Genomic DNA, 17,799 nt, shown 5'->3' with positions numbered 1-17,799 from the left:
CGCCTGTCACGGAGGAATGCCGATGGGCGTTGTAGAAGTTCTGGATCCAGGTCAGCCGGTGCGGGCTGGTGGCTGGAAGGTGGATGTGAGCCGAGGCGAGCGGAACGGGCGGGTATCGTCCGAATGGTTCAACCGGCCCGATGACGAGCGGTATCTGTCGCTCGACGATCTCTGGGCCGATGTGAAAGGCCGCTCCGAGCGCAGCTGCAGCAGGGTTGTCCAGACAGCTGACATCCGGGTCGAGGCCGCGCGCGACAACCCCGAGCGGTTGCACCTGATGCTGCCGAAAGCGCAGGAGCCTGTCGCGCCGACGCATTGGGCGTTTGGCCAGCTTGCCAGCATCGTCGGCGCTCCTGCCTCCTACCTGCGGCAGTTGCCCGCGCCGCTGGCGGGAATCAACCTGCAATACGGTCTGACCAACCACCGCGCCGAGCAGGTCAAAACCTTCGAGACCGAGGATGGCCGCACGGAGTTGCGCGCCGTGACCGGCCCCGATTATGGCCGCATCCACGATTTCGAGCTGGTCGAGGCGGTGCAGCGCATCGCGGGCAATGGCACCGGCGACACGCGCTGGAAGGTGCCGGGCGTGCTCGACTGGTCGACCGGGGTCTATAACCCCGATGTCGAAATCAGCCGCGACACGACCACGCTCTATGCCTCGGACCGGGACGTCTTCCTGTTCCTGGTCGATGATCGCAACCCGATTGAGGCGGGCAAGCTGCCCGACGGTTCGCCCGATCTCTACTTCCGGGGCTTCTACTGCTGGAACTCGGAGGTGGGCGCAAAGACCCTCGGCATGGCGAGCTTCTACCTGCGGGCGGTATGCCAGAACCGCAATCTCTGGGGCGTCGAGGATTTTCAGGAGATCCGCATCCGCCACTCGAAATACGCCGCGTCTCGCTTTGCCCATGAGGCGGCCCCCGCACTCACCCGCTTTGCCAATTCCTCACCACAGGGGTTCGTGAACGGCATCAAGGCGGCGCGACAGCAGATCGTGGCACGCAGCGATGAGGATCGCGCAGATTTTCTGCGCAAGCGGGGCTTTTCAAAGGCAGAGAGCGGCAAGATCATCGAAAAGGTGCTGATGGAAGAGGGCCGCCCGCCGGAAAGCATCTTTGACTTCGTGCAGGGGATCACCCGGCTGGCGCGCGACAAGACCCAGCAGGATGCCCGCCTCGACATGGAGGGGCGCGCCAAGAAGCTTCTCGACCGGGTCGGCTGACACAGTGCCGGAGGCTCTGTTGCCTCCGGCCACTTTATTGCCAAATTGAATTGCTACTTGCTTGAAGTGATTCAAGTTGGGCGAACATAAATGGAAGAAATAGATTGGTCGGATCGCGCATTTTACGATGATGGCGAATGGGTTACCTGGTCGGAGATCGACGAGCAGCTTCGCTACAAGGAATGGGGCGCAAGATACCCGAACGCGATCAGGTCCATGATCCCCTATTTTGAGGATCTTATCTCGCTTGCTGAGAGCTATCATCTGGAAACGGGCCTTCACCTTTCTGTCTACGGCGATATCGGTGAACTTTTTGGCGCTATCACATACGGCATCAAGCTGAATAAAACCTATGCCCAAGGGGCTGATGGAAGGCTTGGCAACGACCACGTGGAAGTTAAAACCATTACGCCGTTCAAAACGAAAGACGTGGTCGTGGTCGACACAAATGGAAATTTCAACAAGCTATTGGTCGTGAAGATCAACGAGGACTTTCAGGTGTCGGGCAGAATGATCGACCGAAAGGAATTGCCAAAACGCGAAGGTCGCTACCTGCGGGTTCGATGGAGCGATTTACCAGCGTCCAAATGACGGATCGTTGTCGCTCCTTCGAGTGAGAGGGCAGCTGTTTGGTCTTTGACGGGTGAAGTGGGGAGAGAGGCTTCCCGCACCGTCGGAGATACCCACATGTTCGATCTTCCTTTCCAGATTCAACCGAGAACACGCACGACAAGTTTCGCGACAGCGCTCCCGAACACGCCTCCCGATCCATGTTTATCCTTTGCGTTGACGACTGCGATGCGAACGCCCGCAGCTCTGATGTCTGGACAGGCGCACCCCAAGATTCTGGATCGTTTCAATACGCTGGCCGAAGCCATGCGAGGGGCGATCGATCATGCTGAAGATATCGGCCCTGATGCCGCTCCGCAGCTTCTTGCGATACTTGATCGCGACGAACGCCTTGTTCTGGCCGGGGCCGCCAGCGACGGCGCAGTCGCATGGTGCAATCCTGTTGCGAACGCGGTCGAGGCCCGCGCTGTCGTAATCGAAGCCTGCAAGTCCCGCACACAAGCCGCCCGCGCTGCCGAATGGGACGAATCCGATCTCGCGCAGCGGTTGCGTCGCCGGGCCGATCTTCTGGACGCACGCCTTGTCGATCCGCTGTGGCGCGCTTTTGCCGCCCGGGCGCTGCAGATCGCGGCGTGATGCCCGAGAGACGGAGGAGGGCTGGGAAGGGTTTGAGCCTTCGGGGGCCCGAAGAGTGCGCCACCCGGGGGGTCTGACCTGTCCTCACCGAACGGAGATATCCATGACCCAGACTGAACCCACTCTGGCCGCCCCGCTGCGACCATCCACCGTCGATTTCGGGGCGATCCTTGCCGCGCATGCCGAACGCACCGCCCGGACCCTCGCTCTGCGCCCCGGCAACAAGGACCGCCTGTTCGATGGCCTCATGGCCGCCGGGATTACCCATGTCACCGTGACCTTCGACGGTGCCGGTGACAGCGGCCAGATCGAAAGCATCGGCGCCTGGGCGGGCGAGACGGCTGTCGATTTCCCCACGACCGAAATCCCCTATGCCGCGCTGACCTGGGATGACCCCGACGTTGAGATGCGGAAGCTCTCACTGGAGGATGTCGTCGAGCAGCTCACCTACGACTTCCTCTCCGACACCCATGGCGATTGGGAAAACAATGACGGCGCGTGGGGTGAGTTCTGCTTCGACGCGTCCGTACGCTGCATCCATCTCGAGTTCAACGAGCGCTTCACCTCGTCCGAACTCTACACGCACGATTTCTGAGGGGGCAGCGATGGCACATCCCTATCACCACGCCCAGTCCTCGGTGAAGAAATGGGGCGGCACGGTCGATGATTTCATCGCGGTGCATACATGGTTAGACCAGAGCAAGGAGATCACCGCCGATTTTCGGCATCGGGCCCTGCGGCACCACGCCGAGGGTATTTTCATGGCCGAGACGATTTTCGGTCCGACCCTCACGCTTTCGACCGGGCGCATCATCCCGACCCGCTGGGTCGGCGAGCAGCATGTGAAGGAGGACCTCGGCTTCATCCCGAGCTTCGCCGACTGGGTGAAGGCGATCCGGCCCGAGCCCTGGATGGGCCGGACCGAGCGGATCGAAGCGCAGGTCGATCCGCATCTCGCCTCGCTCGTGGTCGAGGTCATCTGACATGACCGATCCCGCATACCTGCGCCTTGGCCTGCCGCCGACGGCGTCGCCCTTCACGGTCCTGCGCGCTGCGGTCCGGGCGCTGCACCCCGACACGCGCGCCGTGCGCAGCTTCCGAACGGCGCGTAGACGCTTCTACTGGCAGATGCTTTGCGCGCACGCAGCGCGTCAGGCAGCAGGCGATCCGCCATCTGGCTGATCGCTCTGCCCCATCCCTTCATCCCAATCCAGTGCCCGGCCCCTTGGCCGGGTTTCTCAATCTCAGGAGGTCCCTATGGCGGATTACTTCACCCATTTCTCATGCCTGATCGACGTCGGCACGCCCGACAAGGCCGCTCGCGCGCTGTTTCATGACCTGCGCGCTGCGGATCAGGACGCCGACGACCCGGAGGTGGCGGGTTTCACCCTCGTGCATCAGGACGCGCCCGAGGGCAGCACCCTCTGGATCCATGATGATGAGCACGGCGATGTCGAGGCGGTTATCCGCTTCGTGCTGCGCCTGGCCGAAGACCTCGACCTCACCGGCCTCTGGGGGTTCCAGTATGGTCTGACCTGTTCCCGGCCTCGCCTCGACGCCTTCGGCGGCGGCGCGCATGTCATCGATCTCGGCGCGCGCAAGTCCATCGGCTGGACGAGCACGCAAGAATGGCTGGCCGCCGCGCTGAACGGGGAGGACGCACATGCCTGAGGTCATTTGCACAACAGTCTACCAGTTCCCTGAACTCTCGGATGCGGCGAAGGAAAAGGCGCGCAGCTGGTATCGCGAGCTCGGGCCCCAAGACGATTGGTGGGACGCGGTCTACGAGGATTTCGAGCGGATCTGTGAAATTCTGGGCATCCGCCTCAAGACCACTCCCATCCGCCTGATGGGCGGAGGGACGCGGGCCAAGCCCTGCATCTGGGTCTCAGGATTCTGGAGCCAAGGCGACGGGGCGTGTCTGGAGGGATACTGGTCCCATGCCAAGGGCGCGCCCGCACGAATCCGTGACTATGCGCCCCAGGACGCGACGCTGCACGGTATCGCCAACCGGCTGCAGGCCATCCAGCGGCGGAACTTCTACCAGCTCGCTGCCGAGGTCAGCCATGGGGGCCGCTACTATCACGAATACACCATGTCGGTGGACGTCACCCGCGACAGCCCGACCTGGCAGCCGCCCACCGAGGATGCGGAAGAGATTGTGACCGAGGCGATCCGCGATCTCGCCCGTTGGCTCTACCGCCAACTCCAGAGTGAATATGACCATCTGATTTCGGACGAGACCGTTGAGGACGGCATCATCGCCAATGAATACACCTTCACGGAAGGGGGGCAGCGGTTTGGGTGAGAACGCAGGGTTGAAAACTGTCAGAAAACCGCGTATGTTTCTGACAAAGGAGCGATCATGGAGCGCATGACCGAAAGCATTATGCAAGTCGCAACAACGTTGCCGGAGGGGGTGCCCTTGGCAGCGAAGGGGCTTTTGCACCTCGGTTCGCGCGCGGCAGTCGATCAGACCCTCTCGCGCTTGGCCGCGCGTGGAGAGTTGATCCGGGCCGGACGCGGGATCTACATGCGTCCGGTCCAGACGCGCTTTGGCCCGCGTAGCCCCTCGGCCGAACAGGCGATTGAAGCGCTGGCTGTTCAGCGAGGCGAGACGATCGTCCCAAGCGGCGCTTCTGCTGCGAATGCCCTGGGCCTGACGACGCAGGTGCCGGTTCAGCCGGTCTATCTCACCTCTGGTCGAAGTCGTGTACTCAGCCTTGGCCGTCAAGTGGTCGAGCTACGCCACGCGCCGCGCTGGCAATTGACCCTTGGGAACAAGACCTCCGGGCAGGTCGTGCGTGCTCTTGCCTGGCTTGGGCCGGAGCAAGCGACCGGCGCTCTGCCTATCCTGCGTTCCAAGCTCACGGACACAGCGAAGATGGAGTTGATCACTGTCGCGCCGCAGTTTCCGACCTGGCTGGCACGAGTGATCGGAAAACTGGTCCATGGCTGAGGCGTTCCTCCGCCTCAGCGCTGGCGACCGTCTGGACGCGCTTGGTGTCGCAGCCGATCAGCTTGGGCGGCCAAGCCATCTGCTCGAAAAGGACGTCTGGGTTGTCTGGGCGATCCAGCAGCTATTCGGATCGCCCATCGGTGCCACCCTTGTCTTCAAGGGTGGCACCTCGCTCTCGAAGGCCTATCAGGTCATTGACCGGTTTTCCGAAGATGTGGATCTGACCTTTGATATCCGCGCGCTGATCCCGGATTTGTTGGATGGTCGTGAGGACGCCATGCCAGTCTCATCCAGCGAAGAGCGGCGTTGGTCAAAACGTGTCCGACAGGCGTTGCCCGAATGGGTGGCAGGGACCGTCCAGCCGATCTTGCAGCAAGCCCTCGAGCAGGATGGGATCGAAGCCGAGCTTGGCCTCGACGGCGACAAGTTGTTCATCAACTATCTCAACCTCGCTCAAGGTACGGGATATGTTTCGCCGAGCGTGATGCTGGAATTCGGGGCGCGCTCTACCGGCGAGCCTGCATCTGCGCGCGACATTGTCTGCGATGCTGCTGCTGCGATTGAAGGCGTGGAGTTTCCGGTGGCGCGTCCCCGTGTCATGCATGCCGAGCGAACGTTCTGGGAGAAGGCGACAGCGGTCCACGTCTTCTGCTTGCAGAACCGCCTGCGCAGCGATCGCTTCTCGCGCCACTGGCACGACCTTTCCAGGCTCGATGAGGCAGGCATTGCTGCTGCCGCCATCGAAGATCGGGCGCTCGCGGCCGCAGTGGCTCGTCATAAGACGATGTTCTTCACTGAAAAGACCGCCGATGGCGAAAAAGTCAACTACGACGCAGCGATTGCTGGACATCTTCAACTGGTCCCAAGTGGTGACGCCTTTGACCTCCTCGCGGACGATTATCGCCGGATGACTGAAGATGGTTTGCTTGCCACGGCACCAGAGCCATTTGACGTCTTGATGGAGCGGTGTGCTGACATTGCATTCAGGGTTAACACAGCTTTCAAAGCGGAATAGGCGACAGGGACATCGGACCCAGAGTCACTTGTTCCCGTCGATCCATTTCGACATCAGCCCCTTGTCGCGGAAACATTCGTCTGGCACGGCGCGGCGCTTGATGCGGGCGAGACGCTCGGCGAAGGCGATCTGCTTTGACGTCGGGCGGCTGTCCTGCGTGCCCGGCTTCAGCTTGGCCTGTGCGTCGATCCAGGCGCTCAAGGAGCGCCGATCTTGCTGAACCTCCCACGGCAGAAGCGTCTGGTTGCGCAGGGCCAGCGCGCGCGCATAGGCGATCTGCTTGGGCGTCGCGGGAAGGGCGTAAGTGGTGCTTTCCATCGGGGATCTCCCTTCTTAGCGTGGCTCTTAAGGTAGAACATAACAGGAACAAAATCAAGCCACCTGCGGAAACCATGGGGTTTGAGAGGAAGAGGAGGGCCTGGGAAGGTCAGGCCTGAGGATGCTCGAAAGAGGGTGTCCGGGCCTGACCCTGTCCCTTATTCCGGAGTTTCCCGATGACCCATCTCGCCCATTTTGCGACCGAGCGCGCACTTGCGTCTGTTGTCCCCATCCCGTCCCTCGATACGGCCGCTGCGATCTTGAGCGTGGCCGAGGCGCTGAAGCCTGATCTGGCGCAGGGTTTCCAGATAGACGCGCTGCGCCTGCGTGTTGAGATGGAGCGCGCCTTTTGCGGCTCGGATGCCGATGGTGCCTGGGACTGGAAACTGGCCTACGAGGCGGGCGAGGCAGCGCTGGTCTTGTTCCTGCGGAAGTTTGGCCGCGCGCTGTTGGCGCGGGCTGGATCACCCGCAGCGCTGCTGCCGATCCTTGCCAAGGTGTCCGGCCTTTTGCCGACCCATACGCGGCGGTCTGAAGAGATGGAGCGCTTCCAGCAATTCTCGACGCCCCTGCCCATGGGGCTGGCGGCACTGGCGGCGGCGCAGATCACACCGCGCGATCTGGTGCTCGAGCCATCGGCCGGAACAGGCCTTCTGGCCATCCTCGCAGAAATCGCGGGCGGCAGCCTCGCGCTGAACGAGCTTGCCGACACCCGCGCTGATCTCCTCCGTCGCCTGTTTCCGGGCCGGCCTGTCACTTGCTTCGACGCGGCACAGATCGACGATCATCTCGACGCGAATCTGCGCCCGAGCGTCATCCTGATGAACCCGCCATTCTCGGCCGTGGCCAATGTCGACGCCCGCACCACCGAGGCGACAGCCCGGCATCTGCGCTCGGCGCTTGCGCGTCTGGCCCCCGGCGGACGGTTGGTCGCCATCACCGGTGCGTGCTTCGCGCCCGATGCGCCCGCCTGGGCGGAAACCTTCGCGTGTCTGACCCAGACCGCGCATCTGGTCTTTACGGGTGCTGTGTCGGGTGCGGCCTTCGCCAAGCACGGCACCAGCTTCGAGACGCGGATTTCGGTCTTCGACAAATGCCGCGGTGGCGAGGCGGGCGGCATCACAGCCGATCTGACGCGCCCGATAGTGCCTGATGTCGCCAACCTGCTCTCGCTGATCACCGCCCATGTCCCCCCGCGCCTCGAACTGGCGCATGTCGCACCCGCCGGGCAGGGCCCTTCTTTCCCCTTTCCGGGAAATCTTGCCCGCACCACGCGCGCAGCCATCAGCACATCGCGCGCCACGCCAGCAACACCCGCCACCAACACTGCCGCGCAGATCGAGGCCGCAGACCTCGCCTATACCCTGCGCGATGCAACCGAGGACGGGGCCAGCACGCGCCTGTCGGATGCCATTTATGAGACCTTCCGCCTGCAGGCGATCGACATCCCCGGAGCGGAACCGCACCCGACCAAGCTTGTGCAATCTGCGGCCATGGCTTCGGTCGCTCCTCCGAAACCCAGCTACCGGCCCAAGCTTCCAGCCGCCATCCTGCGCGATGGCCTTCTGTCCGACGCGCAGCTTGAGACCGTGATCTACGCGGGCGAGGCGCATGGCGCGTATCTCGCGGGGTCTTGGACTGTTGATGAAACCGGCGACATGGTCTCGGCCGCGCCGGACGATGCCGCTGACGCCGTCCGTTTCCGCCGCGGCTTCTTCCTTGGCGACGGCACCGGGGCGGGCAAGGGCCGCCAGTCGGCCGGGATTGTGCTCGACAACTGGGCTCAGGGTCGGCGCAAGGCGCTCTGGATCTCGAAGAGCGACAAGCTCCTCGAGGACGCTCAGCGCGACTGGTCTGCCCTTGGCCAAGAGCGGTTACTCGTCACGCCGCTCTCGCGCTTTGCCCAGGGCCGCAACATCTCCCTGACCGAAGGCATCCTCTTCACCACCTATGCGACGCTGCGCTCGGAAGAACGCGGCGCCAAGAAATCCCGCGTCGACCAGATCGTCGACTGGCTGGGGGCCGACTTCGACGGGGTGATCCTCTTCGACGAAAGCCATGCCATGGCGAATGCTGCCGGGGGCAAAGGCGAGCGGGGCGATACCATGGCCTCGCAGCAGGGCAGGGCGGGTCTGCGCCTGCAGCACAGGTTGCCCAATGCCCGCGTGGTCTATGTTTCGGCCACGGGGGCGACCTCGGTCCATAACCTCGCCTATGCGCAGCGCCTCGGCCTCTGGGGCGGGGAGGATTTCCCGTTCGCGACGCGCGCGGAATTCGTCGAGGCCATCGAAGCTGGCGGCGTTGCCGCGATGGAGGTGCTGGCCCGCGATCTGCGGTCGCTTGGCCTCTACACGGCGCGCTCGCTGTCCTATGACGGCGTCGAATACGAGATGCTGGAACACGCGCTGACCCCGGAGCAGCGCGGCATCTACGATGCCTATGCCGGGGCCTTCGCCATCATCCACAACAACCTGACCGCGGCGCTGGAGGCGGCGAACATTTCTGGCGAGAGCGGCACACTGAACCGTCAGGCGAAATCCGCTGCACGTTCCGCTTTCGAGTCCGCCAAGCAGCGTTTCTTCGGCCATTTGCTCACCTCGATGAAGACCCCCACGCTGATCGCATCCATCGATGCCGATCTGGCTGCGGGTCATGCGGCGGTCATCCAGATCGTCTCGACGGGTGAGGCACTGATGGAACGCCGCTTGACGGAAATCCCGACCGAGGAGTGGAACGACATCCGCGTCGACATCACGCCGCGCGAGTATGTCTTGGACTACCTCGCCCATTCCTTTCCGGTGCAGCTCTACGAGCCCTTCACTGACAGCGAGGGCAATCTGTCCTCGCGCCCGGTCACGCGCGATGGCCAGCCGGTGGAATGCCGCGAGGCCGTCCGACGCCGCGATGCGCTGATCGAGCATCTGGCAAGCCTGCCGCCTGTGCCCGGCGCGCTGGACCAGATCGTCCAGCGCTTCGGCACCGATCTGGTGGCGGAAGTGACGGGCCGCTCGCGCCGCATCGTGCGCAAGGGCGAGGGTCATTTGGCGCGGCTCGTCGTCGAAAGCCGGGCGGGGTCTGCCAACCTCGCGGAAACCGCCGCCTTCATGGATGACCAGAAGCGCATCCTGATCTTCTCGGATGCGGGTGGCACGGGGCGTAGCTATCACGCCGATCTTGGGGCCTGGAACCAGCGCCTGCGGGTTCATTACCTTCTGGAACCCGGCTGGAAGGCAGACGCTGCCATCCAGGGCCTTGGGCGCACCAACCGCACCAATCAGGCGCAGCCGCCGCTGTTCCGGCCCGTCGCGACCGATGTAAAGGCAGAAAAGCGGTTCCTCTCGACCATCGCGCGTCGCCTCGACACGCTTGGTGCGATAACGCGCGGCCAGCGCCAGACCGGCGGGCAGGGTCTGTTCCGGCCGGAGGACAATCTGGAGTCCCCCTATGCCCGCGACGCCCTGCGTCAACTCTACCGCCGCATCTATCGAGGCGATGTTGCGGGCTGCTCGCTCGGGGCGTTTGAGGATGCGACCGGCCTCAGCCTGACTGATGACAACGGTCTGAAGGATGACTTGCCGCCGATCACGACCTTCCTCAATCGCCTGCTGGCGCTGACGATCGACATGCAGGCTGTGGTCTTCGCGGCCTTCGAGGAACTCCTCGACCAACGGATCGAGGGCGCTATCGCCGCCGGGGTCTACGACCTCGGGCTCGAGACGCTGCGCGCCGAAAGCTTTCAGGTGACGGACGCACGGGTGATCTACACCCATCCCGGCTCCGGTGCGGAAACCCAGCTTCTGAGCATCGCGCAAAAGCAGCGCAACACGCCGCTGTCACTGGCCGATGCGCTCGACTGGCTCGACGACCCAAAGGCACGCCTGCTGGTCAACAGCCGCTCGGGCCGGGCTGCCGTGCAGGTGCCCGCGACCAGCCTGATGCTGGACGATGGCACCATCGAACCCCGCCTGCGGCTGATCCGCCCGCTGGAGGCGAGCACGGTTCCGGTCAAGATCATGGACGACACACACTGGCTGGAAGCCGACCGCGCGGCCTTTACTGAAGCCTGGACGGCAGAACTGGCTGAAGTGCCGGAGTTCTCGGAAACCACCCTGCATATCGTGGCGGGCCTCTTGCTGCCGATCTGGAAGCAGCTCCCCCAGGATGAAACCCGCGTCTACCGGCTGCAGACCGATGACGGTCAGCGCATTATCGGCCGCCGGGTCTCGCCCGCCTGGGTCGCGACCACGCTGGCCAACGACGCGCCGCAACTCACGGTGGCCCAAGTCCATGCTCTCGTTCTCGAGGGCAAGACTGTTGTGCGGCTGGCCGAGGGGATGGAGTTGCACCGGTCCCGCGTTATGGGCGTCAACCGCATCGAACTCTCTGGCTTCACCGAGGCCGCCAAGGACCGGCTGAAGGCAGATGGGTTCTTCTCGGAGATCATCGCCTGGAAGCTGCGGCTCTTCTGCCCAGCAGACTCCAGCGGCATCACAGTGCTTGATCGTCTGCTTGCACGTTGTCCCGTGACAGGACTACATGCGCGTGGAGGGTGCTGAGCCATGTATTCCGAGACTGAAGATGTGATCCGCGCTCTGGCGGAGAACGCAGAGAGCGTGTGTCGCGCCTACCTTCCCGCCGGACGGCGGGAAGGGTCCTACTGGATCGTCGGCGATTTGCAGAACAACCCCGGCCGGTCGCTCTTCGTGCGGCTGACTGGACCCACATCAGGACCGGGAGCCCGTGGCAAATGGCAGGACGCGGCTGTCGGACTGCATGGCGATCTCCTCGACATCATCCGCGAGCGAACCGGGATCTCGCGCTTTCCCGAACTTCTGGCCGAGGCCCGGGCGCATTTGGGCCGTCCGCAGCCGGTCCCCCCGGATGCACCAGTGCCGAAGAAGGCCAAGGCCCCCGGTGGCACGCCAGCGGCAGCGGCGCGATTGTTTGCAGCCTCTATGCCAGTCGCAGGCACGCTTGCTGACACCTACCTCCGCTCCCGGGGCCTTTCCCAAGGGGGCACGATGAGTGCCCTTCGCTTCCACCCGAAGTGCTGGCATCGGGATGACGGCCAGACCAAGAGCATTCCCCGACCAGCATTGATCGCTGCGGTCACCGATGGGGCAGGGGCCCTGCAGGGTGTGCATCGGACTTGGCTGGCGCATGACGGCAAGGGCAAGGCGGCGGTCAAAACGCAGCGGCGTGCCATGGGTCACCTCCTCGGCAATGCCGTCAGGCTGACCCCGCATGAAGACATCCTCGTGGTCGGCGAAGGCATCGAGACCATGCTGTCCCTTTCCGAGGCGGCCTCCGGCCTTCCCGTCTGGGCGGCTCTCTCGTCGGGTCACCTCGGGGCGGTCCAGTTGCCGGAGGGGCTGCAGCGCCTTTACATCGCCATAGACCGCGATCCGGCCGGGCAACGCGCGGCAGAGAGGTTGAGCGCCAGAGCCCTTGATGCCGGGATAGCCGTACGGGTGCTGGAACCAGGGCTCGGGGATTTCAACGATGATCTCCGGGCGAACGGCAAAGAGGCGCTGCGCCAGCATCTGGCAGGGCAGATCGGGCCAGAGGATCGCCAACGCCTGTCAGGCTGAGCAGCATCGCCGTAAGGGGCGGTCCAGGATAGCGGGGGCAGGGTCATGTATCCCTATCGCGGGTGTTGATCGTCCCCTTTGCCTCTTCCCGGGTAAATCTCATCCACCCGTCACCCGAGCGGCCTTCAAGAGATGGGCAGGCGGCCGTCAAAGGGGACGCCCCATCAAGGGCGGCAGGCAAGCTATTTCCGCCGCGGGGGACGAGCCCCCGCTTTGCATCGCGAAACAAATAGCTTGCCTGCCGCCCTCTTCCACATGCGTTCCGGCCCCGAAGGCGGGGTGAGGGGGCGTCCCCAGTGACAGCTTTCGCAGCCCATGAAGGCCGCGCGGGTTGTCGCGCGGATGAGACAGGCCCGGAGGCAAGAAACTGATGACGATCCACACTCACGACGACACGTATGAACCCGCTCACACCGCATCCCAGACCGCCCATGCGCTCGACGAGTTGCAGCTTTACGGCTACCGCCCCTTTGATGAGCCCGATCCGCGCCCGATGCCCGATGGGCAGCGCCTTGCGGTCGCCGTCGCCGACATCTTCGATGCCCTCGTCGCGAGCCTTGAAGACACCCGCATGGAACCCGACCTCGAAGAGGTGCTCTGGGGCCAGGTCAACCTCTTTCACCGCGCCACAGCCCGGATCGAGCGGTCGCTCGACGAAAACGAACAGGCGCAGCGCCGTCTCCAGCGCGAGCAGGACGGCTCCGAGGTGAAATCGGTCGAACTCGAGCGCCTCACGGCCGAAGGCCTGACCTTAATCGAACGGCGCAACTGCATGGACATGATGCGCGATCACGCCGCCACCGAGTTCGTCCATCACACAGGATCGGCCTGGCGGCCCCGCACTGGCTCGATGGTGAACCGCCAGCACATGACTGCCGCGCTCATCGACAGCCGCGACTTCCTGGCCGCCAAGCGCCGCGCGGAGACCGAGGTGATGCTCCCCGCAGGACCCAAGGTAGCCCTCACCGGCGGGACCGACTTCAACGATCACCGGCTGATCTGGGGAAAGCTAGACCAGGTCCGGACCAAGTATCCCGACATGGTCCTTCTCCACGGTGGAAGCCCCAAAGGCGCGGAACTCATCGCCGCCAAATGGGCCGAGGCCCGCGGCGTGACGCAGGTGGCCTTCAAGCCCGACTGGAGCAAGCACGCCAAGGCCGCGCCCTTCAAGCGCAACGACGCGATGCTGGAGGTGCTACCCGTGCCCAACAAGATGTCGAAGCGGCAGCGAGCGAACTGACGACAAGAACCGAAGCGGCGCTTGCCGCCGATGCGGCCTTGGTAGAGGCTGAGGCCCGGCTTACGCGCACGCAGGCGATCATTCTGGCTGAAAAGTTGACAGAAGGGGCGGCGTGCCCTGTCTGTGGTTCCCATGATCATCCCACTCCGGCCTATGGTACACCTGAACAATCTGGTTTGACCGAGGCGTTTCGTAGCGCCCAGACAAATGCGAGAACCTCATCCGAAGCCAGGGTTCGGGCGGAAAGCGAACTCGACAATTGCCGAGCGCGGCTAGACGAAAAGAAACGCACGCTGGACGAACAGGAACGCCCTGAGCGCACGTTGGCGGAACTTGAAGCGGAAATTGTACGGCTGGATGGCACCCTCGCGGCACTTGGAGAAACCGTCGATCTTGACGCGATGGCGGAGCAGCTGGCGGATTTGAAGCGGAAAGTAACCGAGGTCGAGACCGTCGAGGCTAAAGCGCGCGCTGTGGCAGGACGGGCTGAGACCACTCTTGCTGAGGCGCGAGCCAAGCGCGATGCAGTGGTTGAGGCCTTGCCGGAAGGGCTGCGCACGCCCGAGGCGGTTGTCGCACGGCAGGAGGCTTTGCAAAGCGAGCAGGGCCAACTCTCCAAGGCGCTGGAACTGGCAATAGAAAATGACCGAGTGGCCAGCGAGGCGCTGACACGTGCACAAGAGCAACTCGAAGCAGCGAAACGCGCGCGTGACGCGCAGGCATTGCGCGTGGAAAAGGCCCAAGGTGATTTTGACGTTCGGCTGGCGGAGGTAGGGCTGGACAAAGCCGGGTATGAGGCTTGCAAGGCGCATTTCCCGACTCTCGACGCCGACCGTAAGATGGTATCCGATCATCGTGAGGGCCTAATCGCGGCCCGTACGACATGGCAGAACGCAAGGGCCGCCTGTGCGGAGCGCGAGCGCCCAGATCTCACCCCGCTTCAGCAGGCACTCGAAAACGTTACCCAGGAATTGAAAACCGCCAACGATGCGCTCTCCGCGGCCAGATCAGATGTTTCGTCCCTTACCAAGTTCAAGGAATCGCTGGCCGAGGCCTTGGCCAAAACCGAGCGGCTTGAGACCGAAACTGGGCCGCTCCGGGGACTAGCCGATTTAGCCAATGGCAAGAACGATTTCAAGATGACACTCGAGACCTTCGCGATCGGTGCAATGTTCGACCAAGTTCTCGAGGCGGCGAATATGCGGCTCGACCCTATGACACGTGGTCGCTACCGGCTGACGCGCGGACTCGAGGCATCTGGTGGTCGCGGCAAGCGTGGGCTCGAAATCGAGGTCTTCGACATTAACACCGGCAAGTCGCGCCCGACAGCCACGTTGTCAGGCGGCGAAACCTTCATCGCGGCACTAGCCCTTGCGCTTGGGCTAGCCGATGTGGTCGAGAGCCTGTCGGGCAAAATCCGGATGGACACCATCTTCATCGACGAAGGCTTCGGCAGCCTCGACACAGAGGATGGGGCGGGCACGCTGGACCAAGTGATCCAGGTTCTTGCTGCACTGACAGAGGGCAGCCGGGCAGTGGGCCTGATCTCGCACGTCGGACTGGTACAGGAGGCCATACCACAAGGCTTCTACGTACGATCGACCACAAGCGGAAGCCGGGTCGAGGTAAGAAAGGGACTGGGATGACGAACCGCTGGTATTACCGCAATGAACACACCCGCCGACTGTCGACCGGGCGAACAGTCTCGGTGCGCGGCAGTTGGGCGCTTCGGGGCGATCGCGGAAGTAGGAAGGGCGCATCCTTCAGGCGGACCTGTCCAATTTGCGGTGCGCTGATCGTAAGCGTGGGCATGCCCAAAGGGGGGTGGGCCCACTTTGAGGGCGACAGAGGCCTGACACGCATAAAACACCCGTGTCTGCATCTTGGCGAAGGTATGAGCAGGCGGCGCGACGAGGACACGCCAGACCTTTTTGAGGCAAGGCTGTAGTTCAGAACTTTCTCTCGTGCAGCTTGTGTACGTTTGAGTTCAACATCACATCTAGAAGCTAAAAGAAAAAACATTACCACATGGAGATAAATATGGCGGTTAATCGCAAAGGAACTTCAACCAAGGTTGCCTCGCTTGCAGCCGACACGCTCTTCAAACCTGGCTCTTCACAGATCGCCCGCAAGCTTGCTGGTTCAGCGTTGTCTCAGTCCAACACCAATCGACAAACGGGTGCAAAAATTGAAGACTTGGCTTCAAAGGTACTTCGCAGCGGTCGCTACTCTGAAAGGACGAAAGCACTTGCCGGTTCGGTCTTGTCCCAGTCAAACAAGAAGCGCTGATTGCAAATAGTAAGCAACGGTTTTGGGATCCATCACCATGGTCTAATTGCTCTACGCTATGCAGCGCTGCGCGCGCCAATAGCGTTCAGAGTGTACCATGAACAAACATAAAATATTTTGAGTAGAGCACATGCGAGCATTCATATCTTATTCCCACCATGACAATGCCGCGCTTGACCGGCTGCACGTCCACCTTAAGAACCTTACGAGAGAAGGTCACATTGAGACCTGGTATGATCGCAACATCTTGGCTGGCAGTGAACTGGACCCCGAGATTGAACTGGAACTGGAGGCGTCCGACCTTATCCTGCTCCTAGTAAGCCCCGACTTCATCGCATCCGACTACTGTGTTGAACGTGAAATGAGACGAGCGCTTGAACGCCACGCCGCTGGGACCGCCCGTGTGGTGCCAATCATCGTGGAGGAATGCGATTGGAAAGCGATGAGAGAGTTGCGCCAACTAAAGGCTGTGCCGACGGACGGCAAGGCGATCAGTGCATGGGCTAACCCGAACACCGCCTACCTCAATGTCGTGCAGGAGCTTCGACGTATCATCGAAGCCGAAGCTGTACCTGCGACGACGGCGGCGAAGGTAGCCCAAGAGCCGTCTGCCATACGCTCCTCGATGTCACGCTACCGCGCAAAACGGCAGTTCGACCATATCGACAAGGGTGACTTCCGCGATGCTGCCTTCGCCACCATCAAGGATTACTTCCGACGAGCGATCATCGAAATCGACTCAATCGATGGATTGCGTGGTCGTTTCGTTGAAAGAAGTGCGACCTCTTTTGGGGCAACAGTTGTCAACGGCGGACACCGAAATGGTACTGCCCACATCTCGATACATTGTCGTAGCGCGCAAGTAGCCCTAGGCGACATTTACTACTCCTTTAGCGAAAATGCTGGCGACAATACGGCAAACGGCGGCTTCAACATTTCGGCCGATGATTACGAGCAGTTCCTGATCCAAACCATGAACATCTTTGGCAACACTGACGAGCGGTTGACGCCAGAACGAGCGGCAGAGGTACTCTGGAACGAGTTCATAAGCAACGCAGGAATCAGCTATGACTGAGCGTGTTCATTTCCGTTGCAACAATTGCGGGCACCGCTTCGAAGTCGAAATTCTTGATGAGTACGAGCGCCGCGAGGCTCGCCGTGAAAACAGTCCGACCACTGCGGTGCATTGTCCCGAATGTCACAGAACCGATATTCGGCGGTGTTGGGATTGACCGCTCTTTAAGAGGAACACGTATGCGAAGCACTTTGAACGCCAAATCAGCGGTTCTCGGCGAGGAGCCGAAAGGTGCCCTGTTTCTCCTCAAGAGATACGGTCATCAGCCAATCTTTGGCATAAAGCTTTCCGAACTGGAAGTTCAGGAGCACAGCAAACCGACGGTCTTGCTTTTGAACTCTGATTTCGGGCGTGAGGGCGAAGCTAAATGGCACCGGATTTTCCAATGGGAAGCGGATGAGCAATGTGTTTCCTTCGGAATCAACTGGATTATCCAGCCCGATTTCGCGGCATCTTCGTTATCTGATATGAACGACCCACAGCAAGATGCATGCCTGACGATCGGACCCGAAGGAATTCATTTCCGTGCGGCACCCAGCGATGGCTTCCGCGCTACTTATCGCCACTTCATCCACGTGGATACGCTCGAAATTGCGAAGGACCTCGGCAATGTCGCCTTCCACCTTACAGGGTACCGAATTTTCTTGAACCAAGGGGACTTGGACAATAGCCGCCCGCCGATCTATCAGCATGGCGTATGATCGCTGACCGGCTTGCCAGCGGGTCACGCTACAAGGATTGCGCCGTGTTCCAGGCAACTTTGTGCCTGGCGCGCCGAGAGTTGCGTGAACGAACACTTTATTGGGAATGGCGCGCCAGCAATGGCGCATACCAGTATTCAAGGATAGACATGACCAAGTTCAATGGCCACGCATTGTTGTAGA

At 62.1% G+C, this 17,799-nt stretch carries 17 protein-coding genes and 1 pseudogene; 17 read left to right on the top strand and 1 reads right to left on the bottom strand.

Annotated elements, in window-relative coordinates; all coding sequences use genetic code 11:
- The first annotated feature begins 22 nt into the window (after positions 1-22).
- The 10 genes from ACLGGT_RS21725 to ACLGGT_RS21680 all read left to right on the top strand — a co-directional run bounded on the left by ACLGGT_RS21725 (position 23) and on the right by ACLGGT_RS21680 (position 6,402).
- Positions 23-1,222, top strand: coding sequence for a DUF932 domain-containing protein (locus ACLGGT_RS21725; protein WP_437197676.1), 1,200 nt, complete (start codon positions 23-25; stop codon positions 1,220-1,222).
- 90 nt (positions 1,223-1,312) lie between these two features.
- A complete protein-coding gene (locus ACLGGT_RS21720; protein ID WP_437197674.1) occupies positions 1,313-1,813 on the top strand; it encodes a hypothetical protein in 501 nt (166 codons plus the stop codon).
- A 96-nt stretch (positions 1,814-1,909) separates the two neighbouring features.
- Positions 1,910-2,428, top strand: a complete 519-nt coding sequence (locus ACLGGT_RS21715) for a DNA repair protein RadC (RefSeq protein WP_437197672.1) — start codon at positions 1,910-1,912, stop codon at positions 2,426-2,428.
- Positions 2,429-2,531: 103 nt separating this feature from the next.
- Positions 2,532-3,023, top strand: coding sequence for a DUF6878 family protein (locus tag ACLGGT_RS21710; RefSeq protein ID WP_437197671.1), 492 nt, complete (start codon positions 2,532-2,534; stop codon positions 3,021-3,023).
- A gap of 10 nt (positions 3,024-3,033) precedes the next feature.
- Positions 3,034-3,411: a DUF6915 family protein gene (locus ACLGGT_RS21705; RefSeq protein ID WP_437197669.1), complete on the top strand. Its 378-nt coding sequence runs from the start codon at positions 3,034-3,036 to the stop codon at positions 3,409-3,411.
- Between the two features lies 1 nt (position 3,412).
- Positions 3,413-3,610, top strand: a complete 198-nt coding sequence (locus ACLGGT_RS21700; RefSeq protein ID WP_437197667.1) for a hypothetical protein — start codon at positions 3,413-3,415, stop codon at positions 3,608-3,610.
- Between the two features lie 75 nt (positions 3,611-3,685).
- On the top strand, positions 3,686-4,099 hold the full coding sequence (locus ACLGGT_RS21695) for a hypothetical protein (RefSeq protein WP_437197666.1): 414 nt from the start codon (positions 3,686-3,688) through the stop codon (positions 4,097-4,099).
- A complete protein-coding gene (locus tag ACLGGT_RS21690; RefSeq protein WP_437197665.1) occupies positions 4,092-4,736 on the top strand; it encodes an antitoxin of toxin-antitoxin stability system in 645 nt (214 codons plus the stop codon). The genes ACLGGT_RS21695 and ACLGGT_RS21690 overlap by 8 nt, the downstream gene beginning before the upstream one ends.
- Positions 4,737-4,793: 57 nt before the next feature.
- On the top strand, positions 4,794-5,387 hold the full coding sequence (locus ACLGGT_RS21685; protein WP_437197663.1) for an AbiEi antitoxin N-terminal domain-containing protein: 594 nt from the start codon (positions 4,794-4,796) through the stop codon (positions 5,385-5,387).
- Complete coding sequence (locus ACLGGT_RS21680; protein WP_437197662.1) at positions 5,380-6,402, top strand: nucleotidyl transferase AbiEii/AbiGii toxin family protein; 1,023 nt, start codon at positions 5,380-5,382, stop codon at positions 6,400-6,402. Before ACLGGT_RS21685 ends, ACLGGT_RS21680 begins: the two co-directional genes overlap by 8 nt.
- Positions 6,403-6,426: 24 nt before the next feature.
- Here ACLGGT_RS21680 and ACLGGT_RS21675 read toward each other — a convergent pair whose 3' ends face one another.
- Positions 6,427-6,720: a hypothetical protein gene (locus ACLGGT_RS21675; RefSeq protein WP_437197661.1), complete on the bottom strand. Its 294-nt coding sequence runs from the start codon at positions 6,718-6,720 to the stop codon at positions 6,427-6,429.
- Between the two features lie 176 nt (positions 6,721-6,896).
- Between ACLGGT_RS21675 and ACLGGT_RS21670 the strand changes: the two genes are divergently transcribed.
- The 7 genes and pseudogenes from ACLGGT_RS21670 to ACLGGT_RS21640 all read left to right on the top strand — a co-directional run bounded on the left by ACLGGT_RS21670 (position 6,897) and on the right by ACLGGT_RS21640 (position 17,616).
- The gene (locus ACLGGT_RS21670) at positions 6,897-11,276 is read left to right on the top strand and encodes a strawberry notch-like NTP hydrolase domain-containing protein (protein ID WP_437197660.1); all 4,380 of its coding nucleotides are present in this window, start codon (positions 6,897-6,899) and stop codon (positions 11,274-11,276) included.
- A 3-nt stretch (positions 11,277-11,279) separates the two neighbouring features.
- Complete coding sequence (locus ACLGGT_RS21665; RefSeq protein ID WP_437197659.1) at positions 11,280-12,311, top strand: DUF7146 domain-containing protein; 1,032 nt, start codon at positions 11,280-11,282, stop codon at positions 12,309-12,311.
- A 370-nt stretch (positions 12,312-12,681) separates the two neighbouring features.
- Positions 12,682-13,515 (top strand): annotated as a pseudogene (locus tag ACLGGT_RS21660) (DUF2493 domain-containing protein); the annotation flags it as partial.
- Positions 13,516-13,874: 359 nt separating this feature from the next.
- Positions 13,875-15,197, top strand: coding sequence for an SbcC/MukB-like Walker B domain-containing protein (locus tag ACLGGT_RS21655; RefSeq protein ID WP_437197658.1), 1,323 nt, complete (start codon positions 13,875-13,877; stop codon positions 15,195-15,197).
- A gap of 394 nt (positions 15,198-15,591) precedes the next feature.
- A complete protein-coding gene (locus tag ACLGGT_RS21650; protein ID WP_437197657.1) occupies positions 15,592-15,840 on the top strand; it encodes a hypothetical protein in 249 nt (82 codons plus the stop codon).
- 130 nt (positions 15,841-15,970) lie between these two features.
- Complete coding sequence (locus tag ACLGGT_RS21645) at positions 15,971-16,915, top strand: toll/interleukin-1 receptor domain-containing protein (protein WP_437197656.1); 945 nt, start codon at positions 15,971-15,973, stop codon at positions 16,913-16,915.
- Between the two features lie 179 nt (positions 16,916-17,094).
- Entirely contained in the window at positions 17,095-17,616 is a 522-nt protein-coding gene (locus ACLGGT_RS21640; RefSeq protein WP_437197654.1) for a hypothetical protein, read from the top strand.
- The last annotated feature ends 183 nt before the right edge of the window (positions 17,617-17,799 follow it).

The organism is Roseovarius sp. MS2 (assembly GCF_051447875.1).
Classification (GTDB): Bacteria; Pseudomonadota; Alphaproteobacteria; order Rhodobacterales; family Rhodobacteraceae; genus Roseovarius; species Roseovarius mucosus_A.
The sequence above is the reverse complement of the archived record's forward strand: the minus strand, read 5'-3'. Positions and strand labels throughout refer to the sequence as shown.

Bases quoted from the DNA above. Each gene is read 5' to 3' on its own strand.
- ACLGGT_RS21725 (WP_437197676.1), top strand. From the start codon at position 23: ATGGGCGTTGTAGAAGTTCTGGATCCAGGTCAGCCGGTGCGGGCTGGT.
- ACLGGT_RS21705 (WP_437197669.1), top strand. From the start codon at position 3,034: ATGGCACATCCCTATCACCACGCCCAGTCCTCGGTGAAGAAATGGGGC.
- ACLGGT_RS21665 (WP_437197659.1), top strand. From the start codon at position 11,280: ATGTATTCCGAGACTGAAGATGTGATCCGCGCTCTGGCGGAGAACGCA.
- ACLGGT_RS21720 (WP_437197674.1), top strand. From the start codon at position 1,313: ATGGAAGAAATAGATTGGTCGGATCGCGCATTTTACGATGATGGCGAA.
- ACLGGT_RS21690 (WP_437197665.1), top strand. From the start codon at position 4,092: ATGCCTGAGGTCATTTGCACAACAGTCTACCAGTTCCCTGAACTCTCG.
- ACLGGT_RS21675 (WP_437197661.1), bottom strand. From the start codon at position 6,720: ATGGAAAGCACCACTTACGCCCTTCCCGCGACGCCCAAGCAGATCGCC.
- ACLGGT_RS21715 (WP_437197672.1), top strand. From the start codon at position 1,910: ATGTTCGATCTTCCTTTCCAGATTCAACCGAGAACACGCACGACAAGT.
- ACLGGT_RS21645 (WP_437197656.1), top strand. From the start codon at position 15,971: ATGCGAGCATTCATATCTTATTCCCACCATGACAATGCCGCGCTTGAC.
- ACLGGT_RS21710 (WP_437197671.1), top strand. From the start codon at position 2,532: ATGACCCAGACTGAACCCACTCTGGCCGCCCCGCTGCGACCATCCACC.
- ACLGGT_RS21695 (WP_437197666.1), top strand. From the start codon at position 3,686: ATGGCGGATTACTTCACCCATTTCTCATGCCTGATCGACGTCGGCACG.
- ACLGGT_RS21650 (WP_437197657.1), top strand. From the start codon at position 15,592: ATGGCGGTTAATCGCAAAGGAACTTCAACCAAGGTTGCCTCGCTTGCA.
- ACLGGT_RS21680 (WP_437197662.1), top strand. From the start codon at position 5,380: ATGGCTGAGGCGTTCCTCCGCCTCAGCGCTGGCGACCGTCTGGACGCG.
- ACLGGT_RS21700 (WP_437197667.1), top strand. From the start codon at position 3,413: ATGACCGATCCCGCATACCTGCGCCTTGGCCTGCCGCCGACGGCGTCG.
- ACLGGT_RS21685 (WP_437197663.1), top strand. From the start codon at position 4,794: ATGGAGCGCATGACCGAAAGCATTATGCAAGTCGCAACAACGTTGCCG.
- ACLGGT_RS21670 (WP_437197660.1), top strand. From the start codon at position 6,897: ATGACCCATCTCGCCCATTTTGCGACCGAGCGCGCACTTGCGTCTGTT.
- ACLGGT_RS21640 (WP_437197654.1), top strand. From the start codon at position 17,095: ATGCGAAGCACTTTGAACGCCAAATCAGCGGTTCTCGGCGAGGAGCCG.